Origin of the sequence: Vibrio sp. 2092, from assembly GCF_033339635.1 — a bacterium.
In the GTDB taxonomy this organism is placed as follows: Bacteria; Pseudomonadota; Gammaproteobacteria; order Enterobacterales; family Vibrionaceae; genus Vibrio; species Vibrio alginolyticus.
This window is the reverse complement of record NZ_JAWOUY010000005.1, coordinates 272,574-296,218: the sequence shown is the minus strand read 5'-3', so window position 1 is coordinate 296,218 and position 23,645 is coordinate 272,574. Positions and strand designations below refer to the sequence as shown.

Below are 23,645 nucleotides of genomic sequence, written 5' to 3'. Positions count from 1 at the left end.
ACTGTTGTGAGAGCGAGGGAGAAGATAGACTATTCACCTTTGTTAAGCTCAGGTAAAAGTTGACGTCAGGTACTCCATGAAATTCTTGGGTTTTTTTGACTTTTGCTACATCATGTACTGATAAAATGTAACCACATTTAACCTCGCTACTGTATAAAATAATAGTTGGTGGCGAGACTTTCACTATAAGCAAGGAGTTCTTATATGAACAAAACGTTGATCGCAGCTGCAGCAACTTCAGTACTTCTACTAGCCGGTTGTGCTTCTTCTGATGACGCAGCAACAGCAAATGCAGCAAAATTAGACGAACTAAGCAACCAAGTTAGCCAACTAAGCCAAGACGTACAAGCTCTTCAATCTGACGTTCAAAAATCAGGCGCAGCAGCAATGGCTGCTCAAGAAGAAGCTGAGCGTGCTAACGAGCGTATCGATAACATCGCTCAGTCTTACACTAAGTAAGATTTGATACCGCGTCTTAACGCCCGTTAAGGCGCGGTTATTTCGACAGGAACCCCATTCTGTGCAGCGATTGCTGCTTTAGCCTTCACGTTTTTCATACCGAATTCATCCAGCCACCACTTTAACTCTTTCGGCACTTTGAGTTCATCTTTCTCGCCATTACTACGAGTCAAAGGCTCATGTGCTTCTAAGAACACACTTCTGTCAGGTTCAAGTGTCATTTTGATAGGCTGATTAATGATGTTAACGTCTTCGCCGTTACGAACCTTGTCAAATAACCACTCAATGTCACTTGGGTCCATACGAATACAACCCGCGCTGACTCGCATACCAATCCCAAAGTCCTTGTTGGTACCATGAATTAGGTATTCGCCATTCCCGTAAGCTAAACGCAATGCAAACATACCAAGTGGATTATCAGGCCCCGCAGGAACAACGGCTGGTAGGTCAATGCCCTTTGCTTTGTACTCGGCACGAATAGAGGCTGGAGGAGTCCATGTAGGGTTCGGTCGTTTTTGGCTGATACGCGTTGTCATTACTGGGGTATCGCGCCCTATTCGGCCAATTCCGACAGGAAATACATGGACAATATCTTCTCCTTTCGGAAAGTAATACAAGCGCAGCTCGGCTAGATTAATAACGATACCTTTATAAGGTACGTCTGGGAGGATTAGCTGTGTCGGAATAGTAAGAACATGCCCCTCTTCTGGTAAGAAGGGATCCACGCCTTTGTTTGCGGCCATTAAACCTAGCATACCCACATCGTAGAGCTTAGCGATATTTGCCATGGTTTCGCCTTCTTGCACGACGTGGTTTTCAAGGCGACCAATTAAACGGCTTCCATCCTCTGGTAATTCGTACATCTTAGCGAATGATAGACCACTCACTAAAGATAACGACACAGATAGCAGGGTACGTTTTGCGAAACTCATTGATCGCTTTTTGCTAAGCATTTCACTCTATTCCTTGGCACTTTTAAAGAGCTGTAAGGTTATCTCTCTTTCTGTCTTGTGATCAACCATCGGCTTGTGATATTCCAGTAAAGAAAAGCCCTCCCAAGTCCAAGGTTTATGGATGTATTTGTTCGGTACACTTTTGATTTCTGGTACCCAGTGGCGCACAAATTCACCATTAGCATCGAACTTTTCGCCTTGGCTTATCGGGTTGAAAATACGAAAGTATGGCTGCCCGTCACAGCCCGTAGAGGCAGACCATTGCCAGCCACCATTGTTCGCTGCAAAATCGCCGTCCACCAGCTTACTCATGAAGTACGCTTCTCCCCATCGCCAATCAATATGTAAGTCCTTGGTAAGAAAGCTCGCGACAATCATACGTAATCGATTGTGCATCCAGCCTGTTTGATTGAGCTGACGCATTGCTGCATCAACGATTGGGTATCCTGTTGTTCCTGTCTTCCATCGCTCAAAGGCCTTCTCATCATAGGACCACTGGATTTTATCCTCCCAATCGATAAATCCTTTGCCTTTGACGAGTTTTGGTTCGAAAACCAATAGGTGCTGATAAAACTCACGCCAAATGATCTCACTTAACCAAGTTGCTTTCCCTTCTGTAAGGTCATTTTGTTGATTTTCTGCATACAAACGAGCAATACACTGCCTTGGTGATAGCGCGCCAATCGCAAGGTATGGAGACAGTTGGCTAGTGCCATCAATAGCTGGAAAGTCTCGCTCGCTTTGATACGCGTCACTGCGCTCCCGTGCAAATTCCCTAAGCTGCTTCAAAATATCATTAGTCGAAGCCAGCCAGCCTTCACTGGATTCTCGAGGATAGCTAAATGTGAAGCTTGAATTAAATCGAGCCGACTCTAATTGTTCGAGTACCTTTTTATTGAGTGGCGCTTGCTCGTGAGGTTTTACTACCGTCGGCATATGGAACTGCGTTAACCAAGCACGCTTGAATGGCGTAAATACCTTAAAATATTCGCCTTGCTTATTAAGAACCGTCGTTGGCGCGTGCACACATTTGTCATGAAACAGTTCAAATTCGATATCGTGAGAAGCTAACGCTTCACTTACTTGTGTATCGAGCTCTCGTTCGTTCACCTCATAGTGAATGTTTGCCATGACAGACGTGGCTTCAAGTGTTTCCGCCCACCCACTAATCACATCTGTACAATCGGAAAACGACGGCACCTCTTTGTACAAAAAAGGAATATTAAGGCTTTCAAGCTCCTCGTTAAGACAAGCTAAGCGACGAGCAATGAGGTCTGCCTGCATCGGCGCCATGTGATGCTCCCGCCACTGCTCTGGCGTCGCGATAAAGCAAGCGACGACAGGCTGACCTGAATCCAACGCCGCTTTGAGTGCCGTGTGGTCTAACGTACGTAAGTCACGTCGAAACCATACTAAAACCATGGTAGCTCCTATCTTTTGTCTACTAAGTTAGGTGTAATTTCTCTATCACTTCAGAGCACCCCATCCGATCACCTAACTGTGCGTGAAGCATTTTGATGGACGCTACTTGTTTAGCAGCTAGCGCTTTGTTGGAGAAAAGGTAGATAAACGAACCATTTTCAACGACCTCGTGATCTAGTAGACCAGAAACATCATCAACCTTATCGATCAAAGTCGTGTGATACCCTTGTTCGCAAAGCTTCGCTGCTTGAATCCAACTCTCAGACTCTCTGTTTTGTTCAAAGCTAATGAGCAGACACTTTCCTTTGGAAGCGGCTTTGTTTTCAGAATCGATAACAAGGGCAAGTCGAGTGATCAAACAAGTCTGAAATAACCCTACCTGTAAAGATCGCAGCGATCCTTTCACCATGTCTAGCGCATCAAATACTGGGCTAATAAACTGATCAATAACGAGTTTTAGTGGATACTCTTTAAGAACAGAGGCAAGTAAACTCTCTGCTTTTCCTCGATTCAGGGTAGACAGCGCAAGCAGCATGTTTTCAACTTCTTCGAGTGTGCGAACCTCGTTTTTGACTTCGACATCGGCGCTTTTTCCTAGCAGCCCCTTCACTTTACCAATCGAAATCCCCTTCGCGAGCCAGCTCTGGACTTCGCGAATCGTATCGAGATCTTGCTGGCGATAAAGTCTGTGTCCTTTTTCAGTTCGCTGAGGTTGGATCAAGTTGTATCTTCGTTGCCAAGCTCTCAGCGTAACTGGTTTTACACCCGTGATTTCTGCGACATCTCGGATCGCGTATAGTTTTTCTTCTGAACTACAAACCATAGCGTAATCTCATCTCCTGCGGATACGGTTCTAAAAACTTCTGTTTTGATAAATACTCGTCTGGGTAAGTATTTAAGTAATGCTTAATCAACGTAAGTGGTGCTAGCAGAGGCAGCATTCCAATACGGTAGTCGTGAATCACTGTCGCTAACTCTTCTTTTTCTTCTTTAGTTAGTGAGCGTTTGAAGTACCCTTGTAAATGCATCAACACATTTGTGTTATTTTTGCGGCTAGCCCGATTCGTTAACGCCTTCATCAGTCCTAAACGATACTCTTGGTAAAAGTCTTCAATTTCATAATTAGCGACATCGGCAACTAAGCGGCCAAGGGATCGGTATGACTCTGGGTGGTGTGCCATTAACGTCAGTTTGTAGCGCGAATGAAAGTCGATGATTTTGCCACGAGTAGGCTCACCATCCATCGAGTCGTAAAAGTCATTTAGACAAAATACTCGAGTGATAAAATTTTCTTTCAATACAGGGTCGTTAAGTCTGCCATCCTCTTCAACAGGCAACCAAGGCATTTTTTGCATCAATGTTTGTGTATACAAGCCAACACCTTCTTTCGCAGCACTGTTCTTGCTGTAAACCTTGACTCGCTCCATGCCACAAGTTGGTGACTTGGCACAAACGATGTAACCACAAAGCTGCTCGCTTTGAAGTTCATCTACTTTATTGGCCGAGTAAGTGAGCATATTGTCGGTATGATCATTTTCTGGATTTTTGGTTTCAACCAATGCAACACGCTCTTCATTAGAAACAAGACGAATGGTTGGACGGGGTACTGGCATACCTACGCCGACTTCAGGGCATACCGAAATAAAGTCAAAATACGGGCTAAGCTCTTTAGTCACAAAGTTGCTCACCTTATGACCAGAGTCAAAACGCACTCGTTCACCCAAAACACACGAACTGATACCTACTTTGATCGAAGATTCCATGATGACGCATCCCTATACAAAAAGTTTTGTTGTATAACTTATAGCAAGCCTTTCCTGATTGTACAAGAAAATAAGTTGTACAATTTAATCGTTTTACTTCACTCGAAAGTATTTCGATCAACCAGCTGTCAGAAAAAAGTTTGGCCCAAAAACAAAGAATTTGTGCGCGCAATCGACAAACTGCTCAAAAGCAAATCGATTGCTCTTTTGATTTCAACAGATTTGGTTATCAATAGTAGTTGCAGTTTCTAAATGCGTGGTTTTTGTGACTAAGCTCTCAAGGGGCAACTGTACGTCCCGATATTATTGCCTCAACGAAAACGAACAAGTTCAACAGAATTGGTAATAGCGTTCTATAATAGAGGCGTTTTATCAAAACAAAACTTTGGAGAGCACTTATGGCAACCCCACACATTAACGCACAACCAGGTGATTTCGCTGAAACAGTTCTAATGCCAGGCGACCCGTTGCGCGCTAAATACATCGCTGAAACGTTCCTAGAAGATGTGAAACAAGTTTGTGACGTTCGCAACATGTTCGGCTTTACTGGCACTTACAAAGGCAAAAAAGTTTCTGTAATGGGCCACGGCATGGGTATCCCGTCTTGCTGTATCTACGTACACGAGCTAATCGCTGAATACGGCGTGAAAAACGTTATCCGTGTAGGTAGCTGTGGTGCAGTACGTGACGACGTGAAACTAATGGACGTTGTTATCGGTATGGGTGCTTCTACAGACTCTAAAGTTAACCGTATCCGTTTCAACAACCACGATTTCGCAGCAATCGCTGATTACGGTCTTCTAGAAGAAGCAGTTAACCAAGCGCGCGCTCAGGAAGTGCCTGTAAAAGTAGGTAACGTATTCTCTGCAGACCTGTTCTACACACCAGAAGCAGACATCTTCGAGAAGATGGAAAAACTAGGCATCCTAGGTGTAGACATGGAAGCGGCTGGTATCTACGGCGTAGCAGCTGACCTAGGCGCGAAAGCACTGACTATCCTGACAGTTTCTGACCACATCATCCGTGGTGAAAAACTAAGCTCAGAAGAGCGTCAGAAGTCGTTCAACGACATGATGAAAGTTGCACTAGAAACTGCAATCAACATCTAAGAACAAATAGTAAGTAATAATTTGCAGCCAGAGTTATGCTGGCTGCCCGAATTATCCCGAGGGGGCGATTGTGTCTAACGGCGAACTGCCAAAAGACGCAGATGGGTTACAACTCAACTTTTGTAAAACATTGGCGTGTGACAACTTTGGATTGAGTGATGCAAAGCGTTACGTTCTGCAACATGCGAACCCTAAGCGTCCGGCGATGGTATGCCGTGAATGTGGAGCTTTCCCCCCCTTACTTAATAATCGCGATGTCGTGAACGAACTTCATCGCCTGCGGCACGTCCACAGTGACGGGTTGCCTGCTTGCCGTAATGATGATTGCGACAACTTTGGACTTTCTGTCCACACTCACAAACACCTCTATCACGCTTTCGGTTACAGTGGCGATCGCCAACGTTACCGCTGTAAAGTGTGTCAAAGTACCTTTGTCGACAAGTGGTCTGGTGCCAACAAGAAGCTTCAATTTCAAGAGAACTTGATGGGTTTATTGTTTACGGGATATTCCGTACGAGAAATCTGCCGTAAGCTTAGTATTAACCCAAAAACCTTTTACGACCATGTTGACCATATAGCTAGCCGCTGCCGCCGCAAGCTTGCAACCATTGATGCGCGCTGGGTAAACCACGCAACGCATTATGAATTGGCCTCAAACTATATTGCATTGCAACCGAACAGCAATAACGGTGTATATTGGATTGTTTCTGGCGAAGCGCACTCTGGCTATATTCTTTGCCAGCACGTCAATTATTCCGCTGACGAAGAGCCAATCGCAACGCTCGATCATAATCCTTACGATGAGGTGTCTCGTTTTGTTTCCCAGGAGTACGTAGCGGAAGCAAGTGAGCCGCTTGCGGAACCTTCTCATCACCTCAGAGAGCGAATTGACCAAAAATACCAAACAATTTTGGCTCGCGGTAACGTAGAAGATCCTCTTGGTAATCTATCTGTATTTCATTACCCTTCAAAAGGGGCATTAGTCCGTCCGCCATACACCTCGTATGCACACTATTTGCACGTACTTGATATGTGCTGCCCAAACAAACGTGTATCTCTATACATGCCTCAAGATCCCCTACTACGTTCGGCTGCACTGAGCGTTTGTTTACCTCGCATTAAAGAGAAAAGTGTCGACTTGATGTACGTAGAAGAGGACGCTAGTTGGGACATGAGTACTCCCTTTGGCAAAGTCGATATCGCCTATATGAGTTGGTGGCGCGATCGTTGGGCAATCTCTAGTCAAAACGAAAACCACAAAGGCATTTGCTACCTCGCTGGCGATCAAAATGAGCCCGAAAAATGGTTTAACGTCGCGACAACTCGTCATGTGAAGTTTTATCAAAACCGCTTTCAGATCCTTTTCGAAAGCTTCATTAACGAGCCACGTCGCAAATTACGACCTGCTGGTATTTTACCTCTTTTAGATATATTCAGAGCTTGGCATAATTTGTGCTATCAGGATAAACAAGGTCTCACCGCTGCACAAAGGTTAGAAGTCTCTGATGCACCTTTGACAATCAAACAGCTCCTATCGTAGCTATTCTATTGGTAATTTAGATGTAGTAATTAGGGGTTGTAACGGTATACATTACGGCCCCTGATCGTTTACCAAAACGTTATCCGCATCGCTTTGGTAAAGAAACATGCATCTAACCACTTAATATTAGGTGTGATTTCCAGTTCGATAGTCATGGATGTGAACGTTGGATAAAAACCAAATTCAGCTAGAAGATGATCTCACTAAGCTTAAAGGCCAAATAAAATCGGCCCCTAAACATACCTTTAATATTGCGCAGCAATATCGTATCCGCGCGGAACAAATTTTATTTGTGGACGGAGAGATCAAAGCCTTACTCATCATGGCGCAATGCTGTTGGTGCCTAATGGATTACCGACAAGGCATAAAACTCGTCAAAGACGCTTACAGCAAACAAACACAGCTTGAAACCGACGATCATCTCCCGGAAATTCTCCATCTTTTTGCACTCCAATATTGGGGCCAAGCAAAGTATTATTCCGCGCAACAATATTGGATTAATGCGCTCGAACAATCTGCTCTTGTTGATGATGTTGAAATTCAAATCGAATCTCTAATTGGGCTTGGTAATGTATGGCGCATCACTAATGAACACCAACTTGCCGCTTCAACTCATGAGTTAGCCGTTAAAGTGGCAAACAATGTTCGTATTGCTTGGTTAGAAGGCAAAGCGCGCATCCTATTAGCTTGGGACTATTACTTACTAAATAAGTTTGTCGAGATGCTTACGGTACTGGATGGAGCAACCGAAGTATTAAAAGATCATGATGACAGTACGTGGCAAGCCGAGATCTGGGACTTTAAAGGGTTAGCACTGCTTGGACTAGAACGCCTTGATGCGGCCGAAGAAGCCACCCAAAAAGCCCACCAGCTTGCCATTGAGCATGACCTCGTTTGGATGAAAGCACACTCTTTTATTAGCCGAGCAAGACTTGAGCTTTTGCGCCAAAATACAGACAGTGCTGCCAAGTTGCTACTTGCAGCAGAAGAGTCTGCACTCAGTTTCGACCACGGTGAGCTACTCAGCCAAATTTGCTTCCAACAATCACGAGTCGCTGAAGAACAAGGTGACTTTGAGTCTGCGTTTAACGCGTTCAAGAAATACCGTAAGCACGCACTCAAAATGCTCAAAGAACAAACTCATCGAATCAGCATGGATAAAGCAAGAGGCTCTAAACGCCAACTAGAGCAGCGAGCACGTAAGCTGATCAATCATATTCGCTCTCAACACGAATACGACCCTGAAAAACAGTTCTCTAATGTCGTTTCTGAGACCTACTGGTGGGAACAATTAGTTTTGTTTAAAACGGAGCTCAAACGCTCTAACCACGCCATCATTATGATTCAGCATTCAAACCCCGAAGTTCTCGATGTTTGTACCGAGCTCGTTCATGCATTGACAACCTCTAGCGACCTCATCTCGCGAATTTCCAGTAACAGGCTAGCAATGTTAATTGCAGAAAAAGGTCAAGCAGCAGAAGAGGTCTACCGCACTGTCCAAGCGATGTTAGACATCTATCCATGGAAGCGACGCGGAATCAAAGGCCCGAAACCGATACTGTATTTGCAAGATATCCTGACCTTCCCATTCACGTTAGAACAGCTCGAAGAAAGTTATATTGAGGTAATGAAGAATGGAACAACTGCTTAGCAAGGTGACTGACGCAGGTATCGATCCTTCTTCCGTTTCAGGTGAAGAAGCGATTACGCTATGGGAACACATAGGGTTACATATTGCGTCAACAAACCGAGAGAAAGCGCATTGCTATATCATTAGCGCCGAGTATCGAAGAGAGATCAAACAGCTCAACGACAGCATTAGTGAATTGAAACAAGCGCTTGAGTTGCTTGTTTTACCAGAGGATGTAGAAGATATTCTTTCTGTGAAAGCAAGCTTGAGTGAGCGTTTAGTTGAAGTAGGTGACTACAATGCGGCATTAACCGAGTATGTTGCTTCAACCAATATCGCCGTCGAGTACGGCTATATTGATGAGTACGTATTGGCCATTATTGGAATGGGTAATTTGTGCGATGCCTATGGGGATCACCAACGTGCATTACGTTATTATCAAAAAATAGATGCTATCGATCACGCTATTGGCAGTCGCTCCCTACGCCTTCGTTACAAGCTGTACATGCTTGCATGTTATATCAGCTTAAACCGTACCGCAGACGCCAAAGAACTATTGAGTGAATGTGAAGAACTGAGCATTCTCGTCAGTGATAAAAACCTCGCCGCACAAATTCACCTCTACCGAGCCAAATTACATCGTCTGCAAGAAGACTACCCCAATGCGTTGCTGGCTATTTCGAATGTTCAGTATACAACGGGTAGTGCCACGACATACTGGTTATCCACGATGGTCAAAATTGAGACTGCGTATTGTCTAAACGGTGTAGGGCACACTTCTTTAGCTAATTTAACGTTGGACTCCATCAGTAAAAGGATTCAAAAGCAGCTATCTCCTATCGTTACTCAGCATTTTTATAACGCGATGAGTCAAGTTTACGCCTCTCAAGGGTTGTATCAAGAAGCATTAAATTGTGAAAAAAAAGCGCATAGAATCGAATCTGATCTTGTAAAACATATTCCGATCGGTGAGTTAGGGTCTGCTCAACTACGCCGACTTTCACGCTTTGAGTTACAACTCAAACTCATTTTGTCAGAGCTAGAAAACAAAGAACTAAAAGAAACCACCAAGCAGCATAAAAATACTGTTGCTCAGCTACAGCAGGACGTCTTTACCGATCCACTTACGTCTTTACACAACCGACGCTGGTTAGAAGTTAAACTAAAAGATCTACTTCTGCACGATACTGCATTTGCATTGATGGTCATCGATATCGATCACTTCAAATCCATCAATGACGAACTAAGCCACTTGGTGGGCGACAAAGCGATCAAAAGTGTGTCACAGGAACTGGCGTCCTACTTCAGATTTAAAGGCGCATCGTGCGTACGATTTGGTGGTGAAGAGTTCCTCGTGATCCTTGAGAATACCCAACTGGAACGCGCAGAAATGCATGCCGAGAATTATCGTGAACGGATTTATCAATATGGTTGGGACGATATTCTTGGTGAACGGGGGCTGACCGTATCCATAGGGATTACCTTGCATCGAGAAGGCGAGAATACTCAGCGAACTTTTTATCGTGCAGACAAAGCTCTTTATCGCGCCAAAGCCAATGGCAGAAACCAAGTCTGTACCGAACTTTAAACCATGCCCCGGTTGACACCTGGGGCTTTAGTATACTTTTTACTTATCCTTCCTATATCACTTCACTGCTTGTTTAAATAAGTACTCAGCAACACCTTAACTGTCAATAAACATCAGTGGATACTTACATCGCATAAACATAATTCCTACATAAAAACCGCTTGATTCATCTGTAGTTAAGACAAATACTTAAATTGTTAATTTACGTAGATTTTCCATTTCGCAATACGCACAGGTAGGTAAGATGTTTCTAGACTATTTTGCACTTGGGTTACTCATCTTCGTTGCTTTAGTGATCTTTTACGGAATCATTGTCATCCATGATATTCCATATGAAATCGCCAAAGAGAGAGAGCACCCGCACCAAGACGCAATTCACTACGCTGGCTGGGTCAGCCTTTTCACTTTGCATGCGCTGTGGCCATTTTTATGGATCTGGGCAACATTATGGCGCAAGGAACGCGGCTGGGGTTTTAAACAACTAGAACAAGAAACACACGACATTCATCACCGCCTTGAAGAACTCATCGATGAAGTCAACGAACTCAAAAACGAAGTATCGATGTTGAAACAACAAAAGATTCAGCAAAAGCCTTTGCCTGAACAAAGTAAAGAGGACGAATAATGGACTTATTGCTGATTCTGACTTACGCAGCTCTTTGTATTGCCATTTTTAAAATTTTCAATATTCCTCTAAACAAATGGACCGTTCCAACCGCCGTACTTGGCGGCGTAGTGTTAGTGGGCACACTCGTGCTGCTTATGAACTACAACCACCCATTTACTCAATTGGGTAACCAAGTGTTCCCGACTACGCCTATCGTCTCTGGCGTGCGTGGCCGCGTGGTGGAAGTGCCAGTCCAGGCCAACCAACCGCTCAAAACGGGCGATATTCTTTTCAAAATCGATCCTGTGCCTTTTGAAGCAGAAGTTGCTCGCCTTAAAGCGAAAGTCAAAGAAGCAAGCCAAGGTGCCCTGGGTTTAGAGTCTGATCTAAGAGAAGCAGAAGCTGCTGTATTGAAAGCGCAAGCGGACAGAGATAAAGCACAAAGGGAATTTAGCCGATATCAAAGGGGCTTTGATCGTGGCGCGTTTACTGAACAAGATTTGGATACTCGACGCCAAGCGTATAAAGCGGCAGAAGCCATGTTAGACGTTGCGATTTTGCAACAAGAACAAGCGCAAATCGCTCTGGACTCTGAAATCGGAGGCGAAAATACCCAAGTCGCGCAACTTCTTGCCGAGCTGCGTAAAGCAGAGTTTAACCTAGAGCAAACCGTCGTTCGTGCGCCAACCGATGGTTACGTTACGCAATTGGCTTTACGTCCTGGTGTTATGGCTGTGCCGTTGCCACTTGCCCCGGCAATGACCTTCGTACATACCGAAGACATTACGTACACCGCGGCATTCAGACAAAACTCATTACAACGCTTGAAGCCAGGCTTTGAAGCAGAATTTATGTTCCGCGCTATCCCGGGCAAAGTGTTCCGTGGCGAAGTCATTGACGTAATTCCAGCCATTGGTGAAAGCCAAATTCAAGCGCGAGGCGCTCTGCTGGGGACTGATGCCTTGCGCACGAGCGGACGTGTTTTTGCGAAGCTGAAAATTACCGACGACTTGAGTGGATACCACCTACCAATGGGTACTGCGGTTGAAGTTGCAGTTTATTCAGACAGCTTTACTCACGTATCAGTGATGCGCAAAGTGCTTATTCGTATGAAGAGCTGGCAGAACTATTTATACCTCGACCATTAATGAACATATAGCGCATTCATTTATTGGTAAAAATAACATCAAACCGTGTAATCAGGGGCTGACGATCAGCCCCTGATTCATTCTAGCCATCCAGATAGATAGCATTCCCACTTTTATTAATATTCTGTATAATGCGCGCCTTATTTTTAATGCTTGCTAAAACCAAAGCCAGTCAAAGGGATGCGTGAATCAAATCACACATTTCCTGAAGAAAAATAGAGCAAACAATAAGCAGCTTGGTTGTTTTGAATATATGTTACACAATCAAATAACTAACGCTTTCCAACAATATAAATGAACGTTCTTTAAAATCGACTATTGAACTGAGGTTATCTATGAATCTTTCCGCTAAAACTGTTGTGGTTATTGCAATCGGTGCTGCTCTTTACGGTATCGGCGGCTTACCTATGTTTGGCATCCCTGTGTTTGCAAACACAACGCTAAAACCAGCAATGGCAGTATTAGCATTGTTCTCAGTACTATTTGGACCATTTGTTGGCTTCTTGGTTGGTTTTATTGGTCACTGGGTTACTGACCTATTTGCAGGTTGGGGCGTATGGCTCACTTGGGTACTTGGTTCAGGTATTGTTGGTTTGATTATCGGTCTATTCCCTTCTCTAACGCGCTACCGTTTGGAGAAAGGTGATTTCAATATGAAAGACTTCGCGTTATTCGTAGTACTTGCGCTATTAGGCAACGTATTTGGTTACGGTTGCTCTGCATTCCTCGACACGATTTTATACGCAGAACCGTTCACTAAAGTGTTTACCCAGCTTTCTATTATCGCGATCGTTAACACCATTCTTATTGCTATTGTTGGCTTCTTCATTCTTAAGTCTGTCGCTAAACGTAACAAGCAAAGCCGTAACTTAACAGAGGCTTAATGTCGAATGACAATCGAATTTTCTAACTTCTCTTTTAGATATGAGTCGCTGGACAAACCGACGCTAAAAAATATCAATCTAAGGATAGAGAAAGGAGAGAAAATCGTCATTATCGGTCCAAGTGGTAGTGGTAAATCTACCCTTGGGCAATGTCTTAACGGACTGATCCCACACGCAATCAAAGGGGAAACCAGTGGAACATTGACCATCAATGGTCAAGACACCGCCCCTTTCGACATGCACCAATACACTGAGCAAGTTGGCACCGTACTGCAAGATACGGACAGCCAATTTGTCGGTTTGAGCATTGGCGAAGACATTGCATTTGCGCTGGAGAACCAGCTAACTTCAAATATCGACATGTACCCATTGGTCAAAGCCACGGCCAAAATGGTCGACTTGGAACAGATGCTAGAACGCTCACCCCACGATTTATCTGGCGGGCAGAAACAGCGTGTTTCTTTGGCGGGCATTCTCGTCGATGATGTCGATATCCTTTTGTTTGATGAACCACTAGCTGCGCTTGACCCTAAAACGGGTAAAAAAACCATCGAGATCATCGATGATCTACACCGCGAAACGGGCAAAACCATCGTAATCATTGAGCATCGTCTTGAAGACGTTCTGCATTGCTCAGTTGACCGTATTATCTTGATGGAAAGCGGCAAAATCATTGCCGATACAACGCCAGATGAAATTTTAGCGTCGCCTCTGCTAGAAGATTACGGCATCCGTGAACCGCTTTATATTTCAGCACTGAAAGAAGCAGGCTGCGCGATTGAGGGCGATGCAAAACCTTCTAGCTTAACTACCTTACCGTTGGAGCAATATAAACCGGCAGTACAAGCATGGTTTGATGGTTCAACAGCACAACCACCTAAAACGCCAGCCGAGACTTTGTTTGAAGTCCGTGGCCTCACCTATTCTTACGACGGTGAGAAAAACGCGTTAGAAGACGTGAGTTTTGACATCAAGCGTGGCGAGTTTGTCTCTGTACTTGGCAAAAATGGCTCGGGTAAATCGACCATCACCAAACTGATTATGGGCGTTATTGAAGCGGATAGCGGCTCAATGAGTATGAATGGTCAAGATCTTAACGAACTGACCATCTTCGAGCGCAGCCAGAAAGTGGGCGTGGTGATGCAAAACCCGAATCACATGATTTCCCATCACATGATTTTCGACGAAGTGGCCTTCGGCCTCCGTAATCGTGGCGTTGAAGAGAAACAAATCGAAGCTAAAGTACTTGAAGTCCTTGAGCTGTGCGGTTTGAGCAAATACCGTCACTGGCCAATCGAAGCATTGAGCTACGGCCAGAAAAAGCGCGCAACCATTGCGTCAATTTTGGTATTGGAACCAGAGCTTCTGATCCTTGATGAACCGACGGCAGGTCAGGACTATCGAAACTACACGTCTATGCTGAGTTTCATCGAAAAGCTCAATCGCGAGTTGGGCGTAACCGTGATGATCATCTCTCATGACATGCATTTAGTGCTGGAATACACCACGCGCTCTATCGTGATTGCAGACAGTAAATTAGTCGCGGATGCACCAATGACGCAGGTATTCAGCAGTCCAGAGCTACTAGACCGAGCAAACCTCACCACAACAAGTCTGTTTGAGTTGGCTACGAAAGTTGGCATCGAAGACACCAATGGCTTTATGCAGCACTTTATCAATGTAGAAAAAGCGCACCGCCAACAAAAAAGCGACGACGTAAACCAACTAGAGAAAGCGGTGGCATGAAAGACAATAAGATGAAGTTTGGTATCAACTACATCGATACCCAATCACCACTTCATAAGTTGAATGGCATTACTAAGTTCTTGCTTTTCATTGCTTGGGTAACGGTGGTGTTGACCACATTTGACTTGCGAATCATCGCGCTGTTGATCGTGCTTGGTTTAGGCTTACTGAAAATGACCAAAGTGCCCTTTCATGTCTACAAACCGCTGTTATTCGGTACAGGCACGGTATTACTGATCAATGCCCTGTTTATGTTCGCGTTAGCACCGCAACAAGGTACTGAATTCATGGGCTCATCAACGGTTTTACTCTCGTTACCCGGTAATTACTCGCTCACTCAAGAGACGTTGTTTTACCTAGTAACAGTGACGTTGAAATACTTCAGCATGTTTCCAATCGCGTTGGTGTTTGTATTTACCACTCACCCGACGGAGTTTTCAGCCAGCTTGAACCGCTTGGGTGTACCTTACAAAATCGCCTATGCCGTAAGCTTAACGCTGCGCTACTTGCCGGAAGTGAAAAAGGACTTTGTTAACATCATGCACGCGCAACAAGCACGCGGAGTAGAACTGAGCAAGAAGGCTCCGTTGTTCACTCGTATGAAGAACGTCGCGAAGATTCTTGGACCTCTGATTTTCTCTAGTTTAGACAGAGCCGATCAAATCTCAAACGCGATGACGCTACGTGGTTTTGGCCGCCACTCCTCTCGCACTTGGTACAGCTTAAAACCACTGACCAAAGCCGATATGATCTGCATGGCTGGGATTGCGGTGATAGTGATTGCTGCGATCAGCAAGCGTGTGATGGACACACAACTGTTCTGGTATCCGTTTTAAATTCTGAAGCTTCAAACTGAACATAACGTGGTTAGTGTTGTGACCACGTTATCTTCCGTCTTTCCCCTCGATAACTCGCCTGTTGGCTTCTTGCTTGCAAGTATTCAAAAGAAGCGGTAATTTCAGCGGCTCGCTGATGTGCCAGAAAGTTGCTTATTCAAACGGCCAACATGAACTAAACTCATCAGTTTTATCAGGGGCTTAATGATCAACTGCGCACTGCCCACGATGAAAAGCCAAGTACCACTTTCAATCAACGAATCATTCAAAAAGAAAAAGCTACCAATTAAAAACCAAATAGCAATGAGTAGGTCGTTTGCAGCACCTAACGCCTCATAGCGGCGCTGAATAACGATGTGACGGCTTCCTAGATCTAAATCCAACTCTCTGCCATGTATCTGCACTGTATAGCTCCCCTCTTATTGTTTCGCGTCAGTTATGCCCAAGTTATTTCGAAATACTTAGTTCTAAACCCTAACGGACGTGGCATGCATTGACAACCATTGGAGGGATTATCTATTTGCAATAAAAAGAAAAGGGCGCATAAGCACCCTTTTTAGCGAGTCTAATTACAGGTATTCGCTTTAACGATTAGATAGTGAGTACCAACTTAACTCCACTTCAACAAGCGAGTTTCGTTGCCTTCTTCCGGCTTCGCTGGAATATTGAGTGACAACAGCAAGCTCACTGCTGCCATACCAGCGCCGATGTAAAATACGCTCGCAGGTGAAACAAGCCAGATGACACCAAACGTAACAGGTATTACAACTGCAGCAATATGGTTAATCGTAAACGCAACGCCTGCGGTCGACGCCATATCGGCAGGATCGGCAATTTTCTGGAAGTAGGTTTTAATCGCAAGCGCTAACGCGAAAAATAAATGATCGACAACATACAATGCTGCCGCCCACTCTGCCGTTTGCACCAAACCGTACCCGACGAACACGAAGATCAAACCGACGTATTCAAACATCAACGCTTTGCGCTCACCAACAACGCCGATAAAACGGCCTATTCGCTTCGCAAACAAGAAGTTAAAGACATAGTTAATCAGGAACAGCAACGTAATATCTGCGGCGGAGTAACCAAACTTTTCTACCATCAAGAAACCAGCGAACACCGTAAAAATTTGACGGCGTGCTCCACTCATAAACGTAAGCGCATAGTATAACCAGTAACGTTTACGCAGGATGAGCTTCTTGTTCTGAGGCACTTTTGTCTTAAATTGTGGGAAGGCAAATGCCATCACCAAAATGAGCACAAAACCTAAACCACCAGCCATTAAATAGACCGTTTTAAAATCAAGTTTGAGCTGTTCGAGCGAAACCCAAATGGCGCCGTAGGTAAACAGAGAAGCCAAAGCTCCAACAGAAATAAACTTACCCAGCATTTCTGGCGCTTCTTCTTTAGATAGCCATTGTAAAGACAAAGACTGCTTGAGTGTTTCAAAGTAATGGAAGCCGGTGGACATTAACAAGGTTGTAAAAAGTAGACCGTACAAAGTGGGAAAATAACCTGTTAATGCCGTACCAAGCGTAAGCATCGCCAAAGAGACGAGCATAAAGCGTTGCTCTCGGATAAACAGCAATACAAATACGGCGGTAAAGGCCAAAAAACCCGGAATTTCACGCACACTTTGCAATAAGCCTATGTCTGCACCATCAAAGTTTGCTTTCTCGATAACAAAGTTGTTCAACAACGCCATCCAGGTAGAAAAAGCAATGGGCACGATAATGGAAATTAACAGGAGGAAATTTTGCGGCGTTCTCCAGCCGTGCGATGAGGTAGTCATGATGTTTCCTTTAAATATGAAGGCATCATCATAGCTTTAAATGTAACAAATTCGCAATATCATTATTATTTTAAGCCCAGAGCAAGCAGATATGGCTGAGGAATATTGTTATGAAGATAAACATCGCGCTTAACTCCTTGGCTAAGCGCGATGTTCAAGTATCAAGAGAAATAAAGCATGAGTAAATGTGCTCAGTGGCTTAATCAATGACTTTTACTGATAGGCGATTTTTAAATTCAAACACATGTTCTGGACATACATCCAAACAACGACCACAGCTAATGCAGTTTTGATCCATAACTCGACGATCTCCCTCTTTCAAAGGCTGCCGAAGCACTTCTGGTTCTGGGCAAACGTAAAAGCAATCCATGCATTTGGTGCAATCTTCGCGCCGAACAGCAGTAACGCGCAACAGGCTTTTTCGGCCTATCACGCCATAGGTAGCCCCCAGTGGACATAAGTGCCCACACCACCCATGCTCAACCAAGAGTAAATCCAACACAAACACTAGGGCGATTAGCACCCAACCTGCGCCCATACCAAACACCAACCCGCGATGCAGTGCCGCAACTGGATCTAACCATGTCCAAAGAATCGCGCCAGATAGCGCACTGCCCAACATCAAAACAGGGATCAGCCAATAACGAATCATGGGAGACCAACGATAGCTCACTTTAATGTTGAACTTTCGACGCAACCACGCCGCCAAGTCTGTCACGATGTTCAACGGGCACACCCAAGCACAAAATGCGCGCGGAGCCAAAATCGCGTAAAACACCACGACAATCACTACGCCTAACAACGCATTAAACTCCGGAACATGCCCTGTCGCCAAAGCTTGAAGCACAATTAACGGGTCACTTAACGGCACGTTATCGAGCAACATACTTGATGACAGATTACCAGTTAGAATTCCCAGCGTCGGCCCAGCCATAAACAGCGCAATGATGGTGAACTGACATAGCCGACGTAAAATCAAAAACCGATGCGCGCGCCACCAACCAAGCTTTTCAAGCGCTTCTTGGCCAGCATTTTGAGCTAAATTCTTTGCCATTACTTACCTCCTTTTAGCGATTCAAGCGCACCTTCCGGTACAGGCGTCTCACTAGGGAGGATGTTTTCGAGTGGTTTGTCGATCTCTTTCCAACCAAAATTGTAGTGGCTGCCCACTTTGCCTTTCGCCAAATCCGTCGGGACGACTTTAATAGCAGCGACATCCAACACGCACGCTTGTTCACACTTACCACATCCGGTACACACTTCGGAATTCACTGTAGGGATAAGTTTGGCGTGATAGCCAGTTCGATCGTTGTGAACCATCTCTAACGTGATGGCTTCATCAATCAGCGGACAAACGCGATAACAAACGTCGCATCGTAACCCTTGCCAGTTAAGGCAAGTTTCATGGTCAATAAGAACCGCTGTACCCATTCGAGCATCATCAATATCGGTTAGTTTCGGATCCAACGCCCCACTCGGACAAGCGACAACACAAGGAATGTCTTCGCACATTTCGCAGGGAATATCGCGTGCAGTAAAGTAAGGTGAGCCAGTCGCGACGGGTGAAAGTAATGTCGCAAGTTTCAAGGTATCGTAAGGACATGCCTGAACACACAAGCCACATCGAATACAAGTTGATTCGAAATCGCCTTCCGGCAATGCACCAGGCGGACGAATAGGCACACCTTTGGTTTCTCGAGCTTGGCTTTGTAGCGATTGTAAGCCCAATACACACGCAGCTGCGCCAACACCAGCCGCAGTCCGAGCTGTATCACGCAAAAATCGGCGCCGACTTTGCGATATTTTAGACTGAGAGGATTTCATGCTATTTCCTCAACAAAACTCCCTTATCAAGTTAAGCATAAATAGCCCTAAACGTGTCGTTTCCCTATACCTCATAGGAGGTAACCCCATCCTCTATTGATTCAAGTCAACTGACGCACAGTGCCGTCGTCACAGTTTGACTAAATGCGTTTATTTACTGCGACATGAAATTCACCACGATACTCTGCAGTACGCGCCATTCTCAGTACAATAATTCAACACCTTTACAATCTATTCGCTCAATTCGATGATAAATCACTACTGAAAATTAAAAAAAAGACATCATAACAAGCTAATTTAAAAGGCATTTATCCATTAAACATAAAAAAATACTATCCAAATAAGAAAACTGTGGTTAGATTAAAAATTAAAACTAAAAAGCGAAGGAGAGAGGCATGGAAATTATCGTACGTCCAACGACCGTCGAAGACGCAGCGGCACTCGTAGAAATCTATTCACAACCAAAAGCACAACGTGAAACCCTGCAACTCCCAAAGCCTTCGCTCGCGATGTGGGTGGAAAGATTGTCAAACATACCTGATGGTGTTTATAGCTATGTCGCTGAAATTGATGGTAAAGTCGTCGGTAATATTGGCTTTCACCACTCTCTACGTCCAAGAACGATGCACACGGCATCGTTTGGCATCGGAGTACATGATAGTTTCCACGGACTCGGTATTGGTAGCAAATTGATAGAAACAGTCACTGAACTAGCAGATAACTGGTTAAATGTGAGAAGAATTCAGATAGAGGTCAATGCCGATAACGACGCCGCCATTGGGCTTTATAAAAAGCATGGATTTCAAATTGAAGGTGAAGCGATTGACGGTTCCTTCCGTGATGGTGAATTCATCAATACCTATTACATGGCGCGCATCAGACCAGGCCAAAGATAAAACAAAGCCTCCTACTAATTGGAGGCTTTTCTTTTTAAACTTCGACTCACTTTCGTAAGTAAGCCAACGCTCTGCGAGTCAATGCTTCTGTGTAGGGATTGATCTTCCAGTGGTCGGAACTCCAACCTTTCACAAAGCGCTGAAAGTCTGCCCAAGCCACAGCAAACAAAGGACGCCATTCACGCTCGACTTCATTAGGGTCAAGATTCGGTTGATAGACCATTAGCGCGTGTTGCAACTGAGCAAAATACGTATCCAAAACCCAAACTTCCATCTCTGCACAACGTTCTGGCTTAACGGCGCTACTCATAAACAGTGCCACATCTTTCATTGCACACCCACATCCAACGTATTGAAAGTCAACCGCAGCAACGCTTGATTCTTCTTCATCAAAACAGAAGTTCGCCAATTTGGCATCACCATGTACTAGTGTTTTAAACTTAGCTTGCGAAAGCGTTTGATCAATCAATTGAGCCGCATTTTGTAGCTCAGTGTCTTGCAATGCTTCAAGCTCGTCGGGTCTGGTTGCTAAGTGCCAGTATGTTCCGGTATGCCACAACTTATCCGAACGAACATCGATGTATCGCGCATGAAAGTTCGCCAACCAAGTGAGGCAGGCTTGTAGATGCTCTAGCTGTGCATCTGTGATGACTTTTGGAAAGCCCACCTCGGCGAGATCTTCCATCACAATGAGCCATTCATTCTCCGATTGGAACGTTTTTAGACCTTGTGGTACTCGGCAGCGAGTATCCACCCCTCCGGAAAAATGCTCATACCAATTCACTTCCACCTGATAAGAATGCAACTTTCTTTGATGAGAACGGTCCGTATTCCAGCCTCTAGGATGCTCTGAAGGCTTAGGGAGTTTTACATGCTTAATGATCACCGAACGAGTAGAATAAGTAACTCGGACTAACTCTCCATAGCCTCCCCATAGCGATTGTATGACTTCTACAGAGCGGTAATTACCTAGATTGAGTTCCTGGCCAATATTTTGGTAGCGTTGGTGGTTGTTACTCATCATGTGAGCAGATGTGACCACGTTTGGTTCTTCTCCATGTAGTGAATAACATATGGGCAAACTGGTTTGATTTGATAACCGAGTGACTCAATTTCTGGCAACACCGCTTCCATCATCACTTTTCCGTACCCCTTACCTCGCAGTGCTTCAGGAACAACCGTTGATGTAATGTGCATGACATTACCCTTAAGCTGATAAATTAACTTGGCTTTATAGCCCTGCTCTAAATCAACCCAGAATGTACTATTCGTGGCTTCATGAGTTACTTTATGCATATCTTGCTCTCTAATTTTTGTTACAGATTGATTGAATCAAACTATATCACTGAATAAAATCGATACCATGCGAGAGTGCTGCTTCGCCTCACGCGATTACGTTCTTACATCAGGTACGACAATTATAATGAGAAATATGAGCCCAATTGCCAGAGACGGCAAGCTACCTCTGCAAAGCAAGAAGGCACCAGAACGTCAGGCAAGTACATTAAATAGCACCGATGCAATGGCAATGGTCGAACACGGCAGTGAAGTGAGCTTAAACGTCACCACCCCCGTTGGTACAAAGTTTATTACAACCAGCACATTTGTTGGCTGTCACTCAAATAATACTGCATTGATAGAGGTTCCGAACATCTCCGATGAAGACTTGAAGTTCTATTTTCAAGAAGGCTTTTGGATCAATGTAAAAGCCTACTCTCATCGAGGTGAAGGGGCCGTTATCCCATTTCGGGCCCAATTACAGCATCGACTAGGCGATCCGTACCCAATTTTGGTGCTAGACCTACCCAACACTATGCAGGTCTTTCAGCTTCGCAAAGAAGTGCGTTACGAAGTAAATTTGAGAGCGCGTGTTTGTTTAGAAGCCTATCGAACTGAATGCGAAATAAGAGATTTATCTCGTAGTGGCTGTCGTTTTGTAACATCACCAATGAGCCGGCCACTTCAGGTTGGTGACCACGTTTCATTGGATCTAACGATGCCCGGAGAAAGTCGTATGCTAGCGCCATTGCGAGGTCGTATTTGTAATTTACAAAAATCAACGCACTATGCTCGCTACGGAATGGAGTTTGATGAGGTCGGTAAAAACAACGCTAAAAACCTCCTCAGTCACCTCAAATTTGATGGTACTAAGCTCACACTAAAAAGATAGATTTGATAGCCCCTATCGCTTATCAAGAAGCTTTGAAGTGCTAGAAAACAAGAAACCCCTTACTTTTCAGTAAGGGGTTTCTTGTTTTCTAAGAATAAGGCAGTATCTTAGATAAGAGTCATGACTTAGAAGTCGTAACGTAGACCTAGCGCTAGCTCATCTTTTTCAGCCGCGCCTTCGTTATCCATTAGATCGAAGTTGTATGATGCGTAGCCACGGAAGTTAGGCTTGAAGTAGTAAGTTACATCAACAGCTAGGTTTTCTACAGTATCTGCCTCTTCTAGTTCACCTTTGTTGAACGTAGAAGTGAATACAGTTTGACCCATAGTGTAAGCAGCGGCTAGTTCGTAGCCTTTGTAATCAAAAGTCTTACCTGCAACATCCATATCCGCGCCAGTGTAGTTACCAGCGAAGTAGAAGTCACCTACAGAGTATGCAGCTACCAGCATGAACTCATCGCTGTCGTTTTGATCTGCGTAACCAGCACCTAGTTCAAAACCAGTGTTAGCAAACGCGTAAACACCAGATAGAGAGAAGCCATCTTCCTCGTTGTCTGTAAAGCCTTGTGCATCTGTTGTGCGATCAGCAAAACGGTAGCTAGCACGTACAGCTAGTTGCTCGAATTGGCCTTTGTAAGACAGCATGTTATCTGTACGGTCAGAAACAGGCAGTTTAAGTGCTGCTGTGTTACCGTGGTAAGCCATAATGTCAGTAAAGTCAGTAAGAACCACTAGTGCGCCGTCGTTTTTACCGTAAGTTACTTCACCGTATTTGCCACCCAGACCCGCATAAGCGTAACGAGTTTCAAGATCACTATTGTTATCTACGGCACCTTCTTCTTTTGTTTTGAACTCACCTTCCCAAAAACCAACGCCGTATAGGTTTTCATTGATTTCCTGTTTGCCTAGGAAGTTAAGACGGATGCGAGTACGGTCTTCTGCCTTACCATCCATCATAGAAAGACGCGCTTCAGCGCGGCCGCCCATCTCAAGAGAAGTGCCATCTTGGTTGTATAGTTCTGAAGCGACAACTTGAGATCCTGATGCCATTAGCGCCACTGCTACAGCTAAAGTTTTTAATTTCATTGTTATTTTCCATATCATTGTTTTATATGTGTTTTCTCACCAGAAAAACAGGACTTTTCTGTACCAACGAGAAAACTGGCGGCATAGTAGCAGCTGTTATTTTTCACGCAACGTGTTGAATAAACAGCACTTATAGAAGAAAACACCACTTAAAATGACGATATGAATACCTCTCAACCATCAAGTTATCGGT

General features: G+C 44.6%; 23 protein-coding genes. 12 read left to right on the top strand and 11 right to left on the bottom strand.

What is annotated here, in order from left to right:
- Positions 1 to 204 precede the first annotated feature (204 nt).
- A complete protein-coding gene (locus tag R7P80_RS11745; protein ID WP_005375145.1) occupies positions 205 to 459 on the top strand; it encodes an Lpp/OprI family alanine-zipper lipoprotein in 255 nt (84 codons plus the stop codon).
- 26 nt (positions 460 to 485) lie between these two features.
- On the opposite strand, the gene R7P80_RS11740 is transcribed toward R7P80_RS11745, so the two are convergent.
- Genes R7P80_RS11740 through R7P80_RS11725 form a run of 4 tightly spaced genes read right to left on the bottom strand, consistent with a single transcriptional unit; the run spans position 486 to position 4,597 of the window.
- Positions 486 to 1,412 carry a L,D-transpeptidase family protein gene (locus R7P80_RS11740; protein ID WP_005383933.1) on the bottom strand — a complete coding sequence of 309 codons (927 nt, stop codon included), beginning with the start codon at positions 1,410 to 1,412 and terminating at the stop codon, positions 486 to 488.
- Between the two features lie 6 nt (positions 1,413 to 1,418).
- Positions 1,419 to 2,834 (bottom strand): deoxyribodipyrimidine photo-lyase, encoded by a 1,416-nt coding sequence (gene phrB / locus R7P80_RS11735; RefSeq protein WP_225491633.1) that lies wholly within the window; start codon positions 2,832 to 2,834, stop codon positions 1,419 to 1,421.
- Between the two features lie 22 nt (positions 2,835 to 2,856).
- Positions 2,857 to 3,657, bottom strand: a complete 801-nt coding sequence (locus tag R7P80_RS11730; RefSeq protein ID WP_033906723.1) for a MerR family transcriptional regulator — start codon at positions 3,655 to 3,657, stop codon at positions 2,857 to 2,859.
- Positions 3,647 to 4,597, bottom strand: coding sequence for a YbgA family protein (locus tag R7P80_RS11725; protein ID WP_138939428.1), 951 nt, complete (start codon positions 4,595 to 4,597; stop codon positions 3,647 to 3,649). Before R7P80_RS11725 ends, R7P80_RS11730 begins: the two co-directional genes overlap by 11 nt.
- A gap of 398 nt (positions 4,598 to 4,995) precedes the next feature.
- On the opposite strand from R7P80_RS11725, the gene deoD reads away from it, so the two are divergent.
- The 9 genes from deoD (at position 4,996) to R7P80_RS11680 (ending at position 15,685) form a co-directional block, all read left to right on the top strand.
- Positions 4,996 to 5,706, top strand: coding sequence for a purine-nucleoside phosphorylase (gene deoD / locus R7P80_RS11720; protein ID WP_005375140.1), 711 nt, complete (start codon positions 4,996 to 4,998; stop codon positions 5,704 to 5,706).
- Between the two features lie 70 nt (positions 5,707 to 5,776).
- Positions 5,777 to 7,246, top strand: a complete 1,470-nt coding sequence (locus R7P80_RS11715) for a hypothetical protein (RefSeq protein WP_005383936.1) — start codon at positions 5,777 to 5,779, stop codon at positions 7,244 to 7,246.
- Positions 7,247 to 7,412: 166 nt separating this feature from the next.
- Entirely contained in the window at positions 7,413 to 8,897 is a 1,485-nt protein-coding gene (locus tag R7P80_RS11710; protein WP_225491632.1) for a hypothetical protein, read from the top strand.
- The gene (locus tag R7P80_RS11705) at positions 8,881 to 10,464 is read left to right on the top strand and encodes a GGDEF domain-containing protein (RefSeq protein ID WP_053307917.1); all 1,584 of its coding nucleotides are present in this window, start codon (positions 8,881 to 8,883) and stop codon (positions 10,462 to 10,464) included. The genes R7P80_RS11710 and R7P80_RS11705 overlap by 17 nt, the downstream gene beginning before the upstream one ends.
- Before the next feature lie 244 nt (positions 10,465 to 10,708).
- A complete protein-coding gene (locus tag R7P80_RS11700; RefSeq protein WP_005375135.1) occupies positions 10,709 to 11,089 on the top strand; it encodes a DUF3302 domain-containing protein in 381 nt (126 codons plus the stop codon).
- A complete protein-coding gene (locus R7P80_RS11695; RefSeq protein ID WP_213901266.1) occupies positions 11,089 to 12,219 on the top strand; it encodes an HlyD family secretion protein in 1,131 nt (376 codons plus the stop codon). The genes R7P80_RS11700 and R7P80_RS11695 overlap by 1 nt, the downstream gene beginning before the upstream one ends.
- Positions 12,220 to 12,554: 335 nt before the next feature.
- Complete coding sequence (locus tag R7P80_RS11690; protein ID WP_225491631.1) at positions 12,555 to 13,103, top strand: ECF-type riboflavin transporter substrate-binding protein; 549 nt, start codon at positions 12,555 to 12,557, stop codon at positions 13,101 to 13,103.
- A gap of 6 nt (positions 13,104 to 13,109) precedes the next feature.
- Positions 13,110 to 14,849 carry an ABC transporter ATP-binding protein gene (locus R7P80_RS11685; RefSeq protein ID WP_225491630.1) on the top strand — a complete coding sequence of 580 codons (1,740 nt, stop codon included), beginning with the start codon at positions 13,110 to 13,112 and terminating at the stop codon, positions 14,847 to 14,849.
- The gene (locus tag R7P80_RS11680; protein WP_138939430.1) at positions 14,846 to 15,685 is read left to right on the top strand and encodes an energy-coupling factor transporter transmembrane component T family protein; all 840 of its coding nucleotides are present in this window, start codon (positions 14,846 to 14,848) and stop codon (positions 15,683 to 15,685) included. The genes R7P80_RS11685 and R7P80_RS11680 overlap by 4 nt, the downstream gene beginning before the upstream one ends.
- 122 nt (positions 15,686 to 15,807) lie before the next feature.
- Here R7P80_RS11680 and R7P80_RS11675 read toward each other — a convergent pair whose 3' ends face one another.
- The 4 genes from R7P80_RS11675 to napG form a co-directional block, all read right to left on the bottom strand.
- On the bottom strand, positions 15,808 to 16,089 hold the full coding sequence (locus R7P80_RS11675; RefSeq protein WP_025768568.1) for a YrhK family protein: 282 nt from the start codon (positions 16,087 to 16,089) through the stop codon (positions 15,808 to 15,810).
- Positions 16,090 to 16,295: 206 nt separating this feature from the next.
- On the bottom strand, positions 16,296 to 17,477 hold the full coding sequence (locus R7P80_RS11670) for an MFS transporter (protein ID WP_005375129.1): 1,182 nt from the start codon (positions 17,475 to 17,477) through the stop codon (positions 16,296 to 16,298).
- A gap of 199 nt (positions 17,478 to 17,676) precedes the next feature.
- Complete coding sequence (gene napH, locus R7P80_RS11665; protein WP_225491629.1) at positions 17,677 to 18,531, bottom strand: quinol dehydrogenase ferredoxin subunit NapH; 855 nt, start codon at positions 18,529 to 18,531, stop codon at positions 17,677 to 17,679.
- Complete coding sequence (gene napG, locus R7P80_RS11660; RefSeq protein WP_149191635.1) at positions 18,531 to 19,301, bottom strand: ferredoxin-type protein NapG; 771 nt, start codon at positions 19,299 to 19,301, stop codon at positions 18,531 to 18,533. The genes napH and napG overlap by 1 nt, the downstream gene beginning before the upstream one ends.
- 395 nt (positions 19,302 to 19,696) lie before the next feature.
- On the opposite strand from napG, the gene R7P80_RS11655 reads away from it, so the two are divergent.
- Positions 19,697 to 20,197 (top strand): GNAT family N-acetyltransferase, encoded by a 501-nt coding sequence (locus R7P80_RS11655; protein WP_017820512.1) that lies wholly within the window; start codon positions 19,697 to 19,699, stop codon positions 20,195 to 20,197.
- 46 nt (positions 20,198 to 20,243) lie between these two features.
- On the opposite strand, the gene R7P80_RS11650 is transcribed toward R7P80_RS11655, so the two are convergent.
- Entirely contained in the window at positions 20,244 to 21,221 is a 978-nt protein-coding gene (locus tag R7P80_RS11650; RefSeq protein WP_225491646.1) for an ecdysteroid 22-kinase family protein, read from the bottom strand.
- The gene (locus R7P80_RS11645) at positions 21,218 to 21,493 is read right to left on the bottom strand and encodes a GNAT family N-acetyltransferase (RefSeq protein WP_115386799.1); all 276 of its coding nucleotides are present in this window, start codon (positions 21,491 to 21,493) and stop codon (positions 21,218 to 21,220) included. Before R7P80_RS11645 ends, R7P80_RS11650 begins: the two co-directional genes overlap by 4 nt.
- Before the next feature lie 127 nt (positions 21,494 to 21,620).
- Between R7P80_RS11645 and R7P80_RS11640 the strand changes: the two genes are divergently transcribed.
- Positions 21,621 to 22,367, top strand: a complete 747-nt coding sequence (locus R7P80_RS11640; RefSeq protein WP_042521645.1) for a flagellar brake protein — start codon at positions 21,621 to 21,623, stop codon at positions 22,365 to 22,367.
- Between the two features lie 125 nt (positions 22,368 to 22,492).
- On the opposite strand, the gene R7P80_RS11635 is transcribed toward R7P80_RS11640, so the two are convergent.
- Positions 22,493 to 23,452, bottom strand: coding sequence for a porin (locus tag R7P80_RS11635; protein WP_213870604.1), 960 nt, complete (start codon positions 23,450 to 23,452; stop codon positions 22,493 to 22,495).
- Between the last annotated feature and the right edge of the window lie 193 nt (positions 23,453 to 23,645).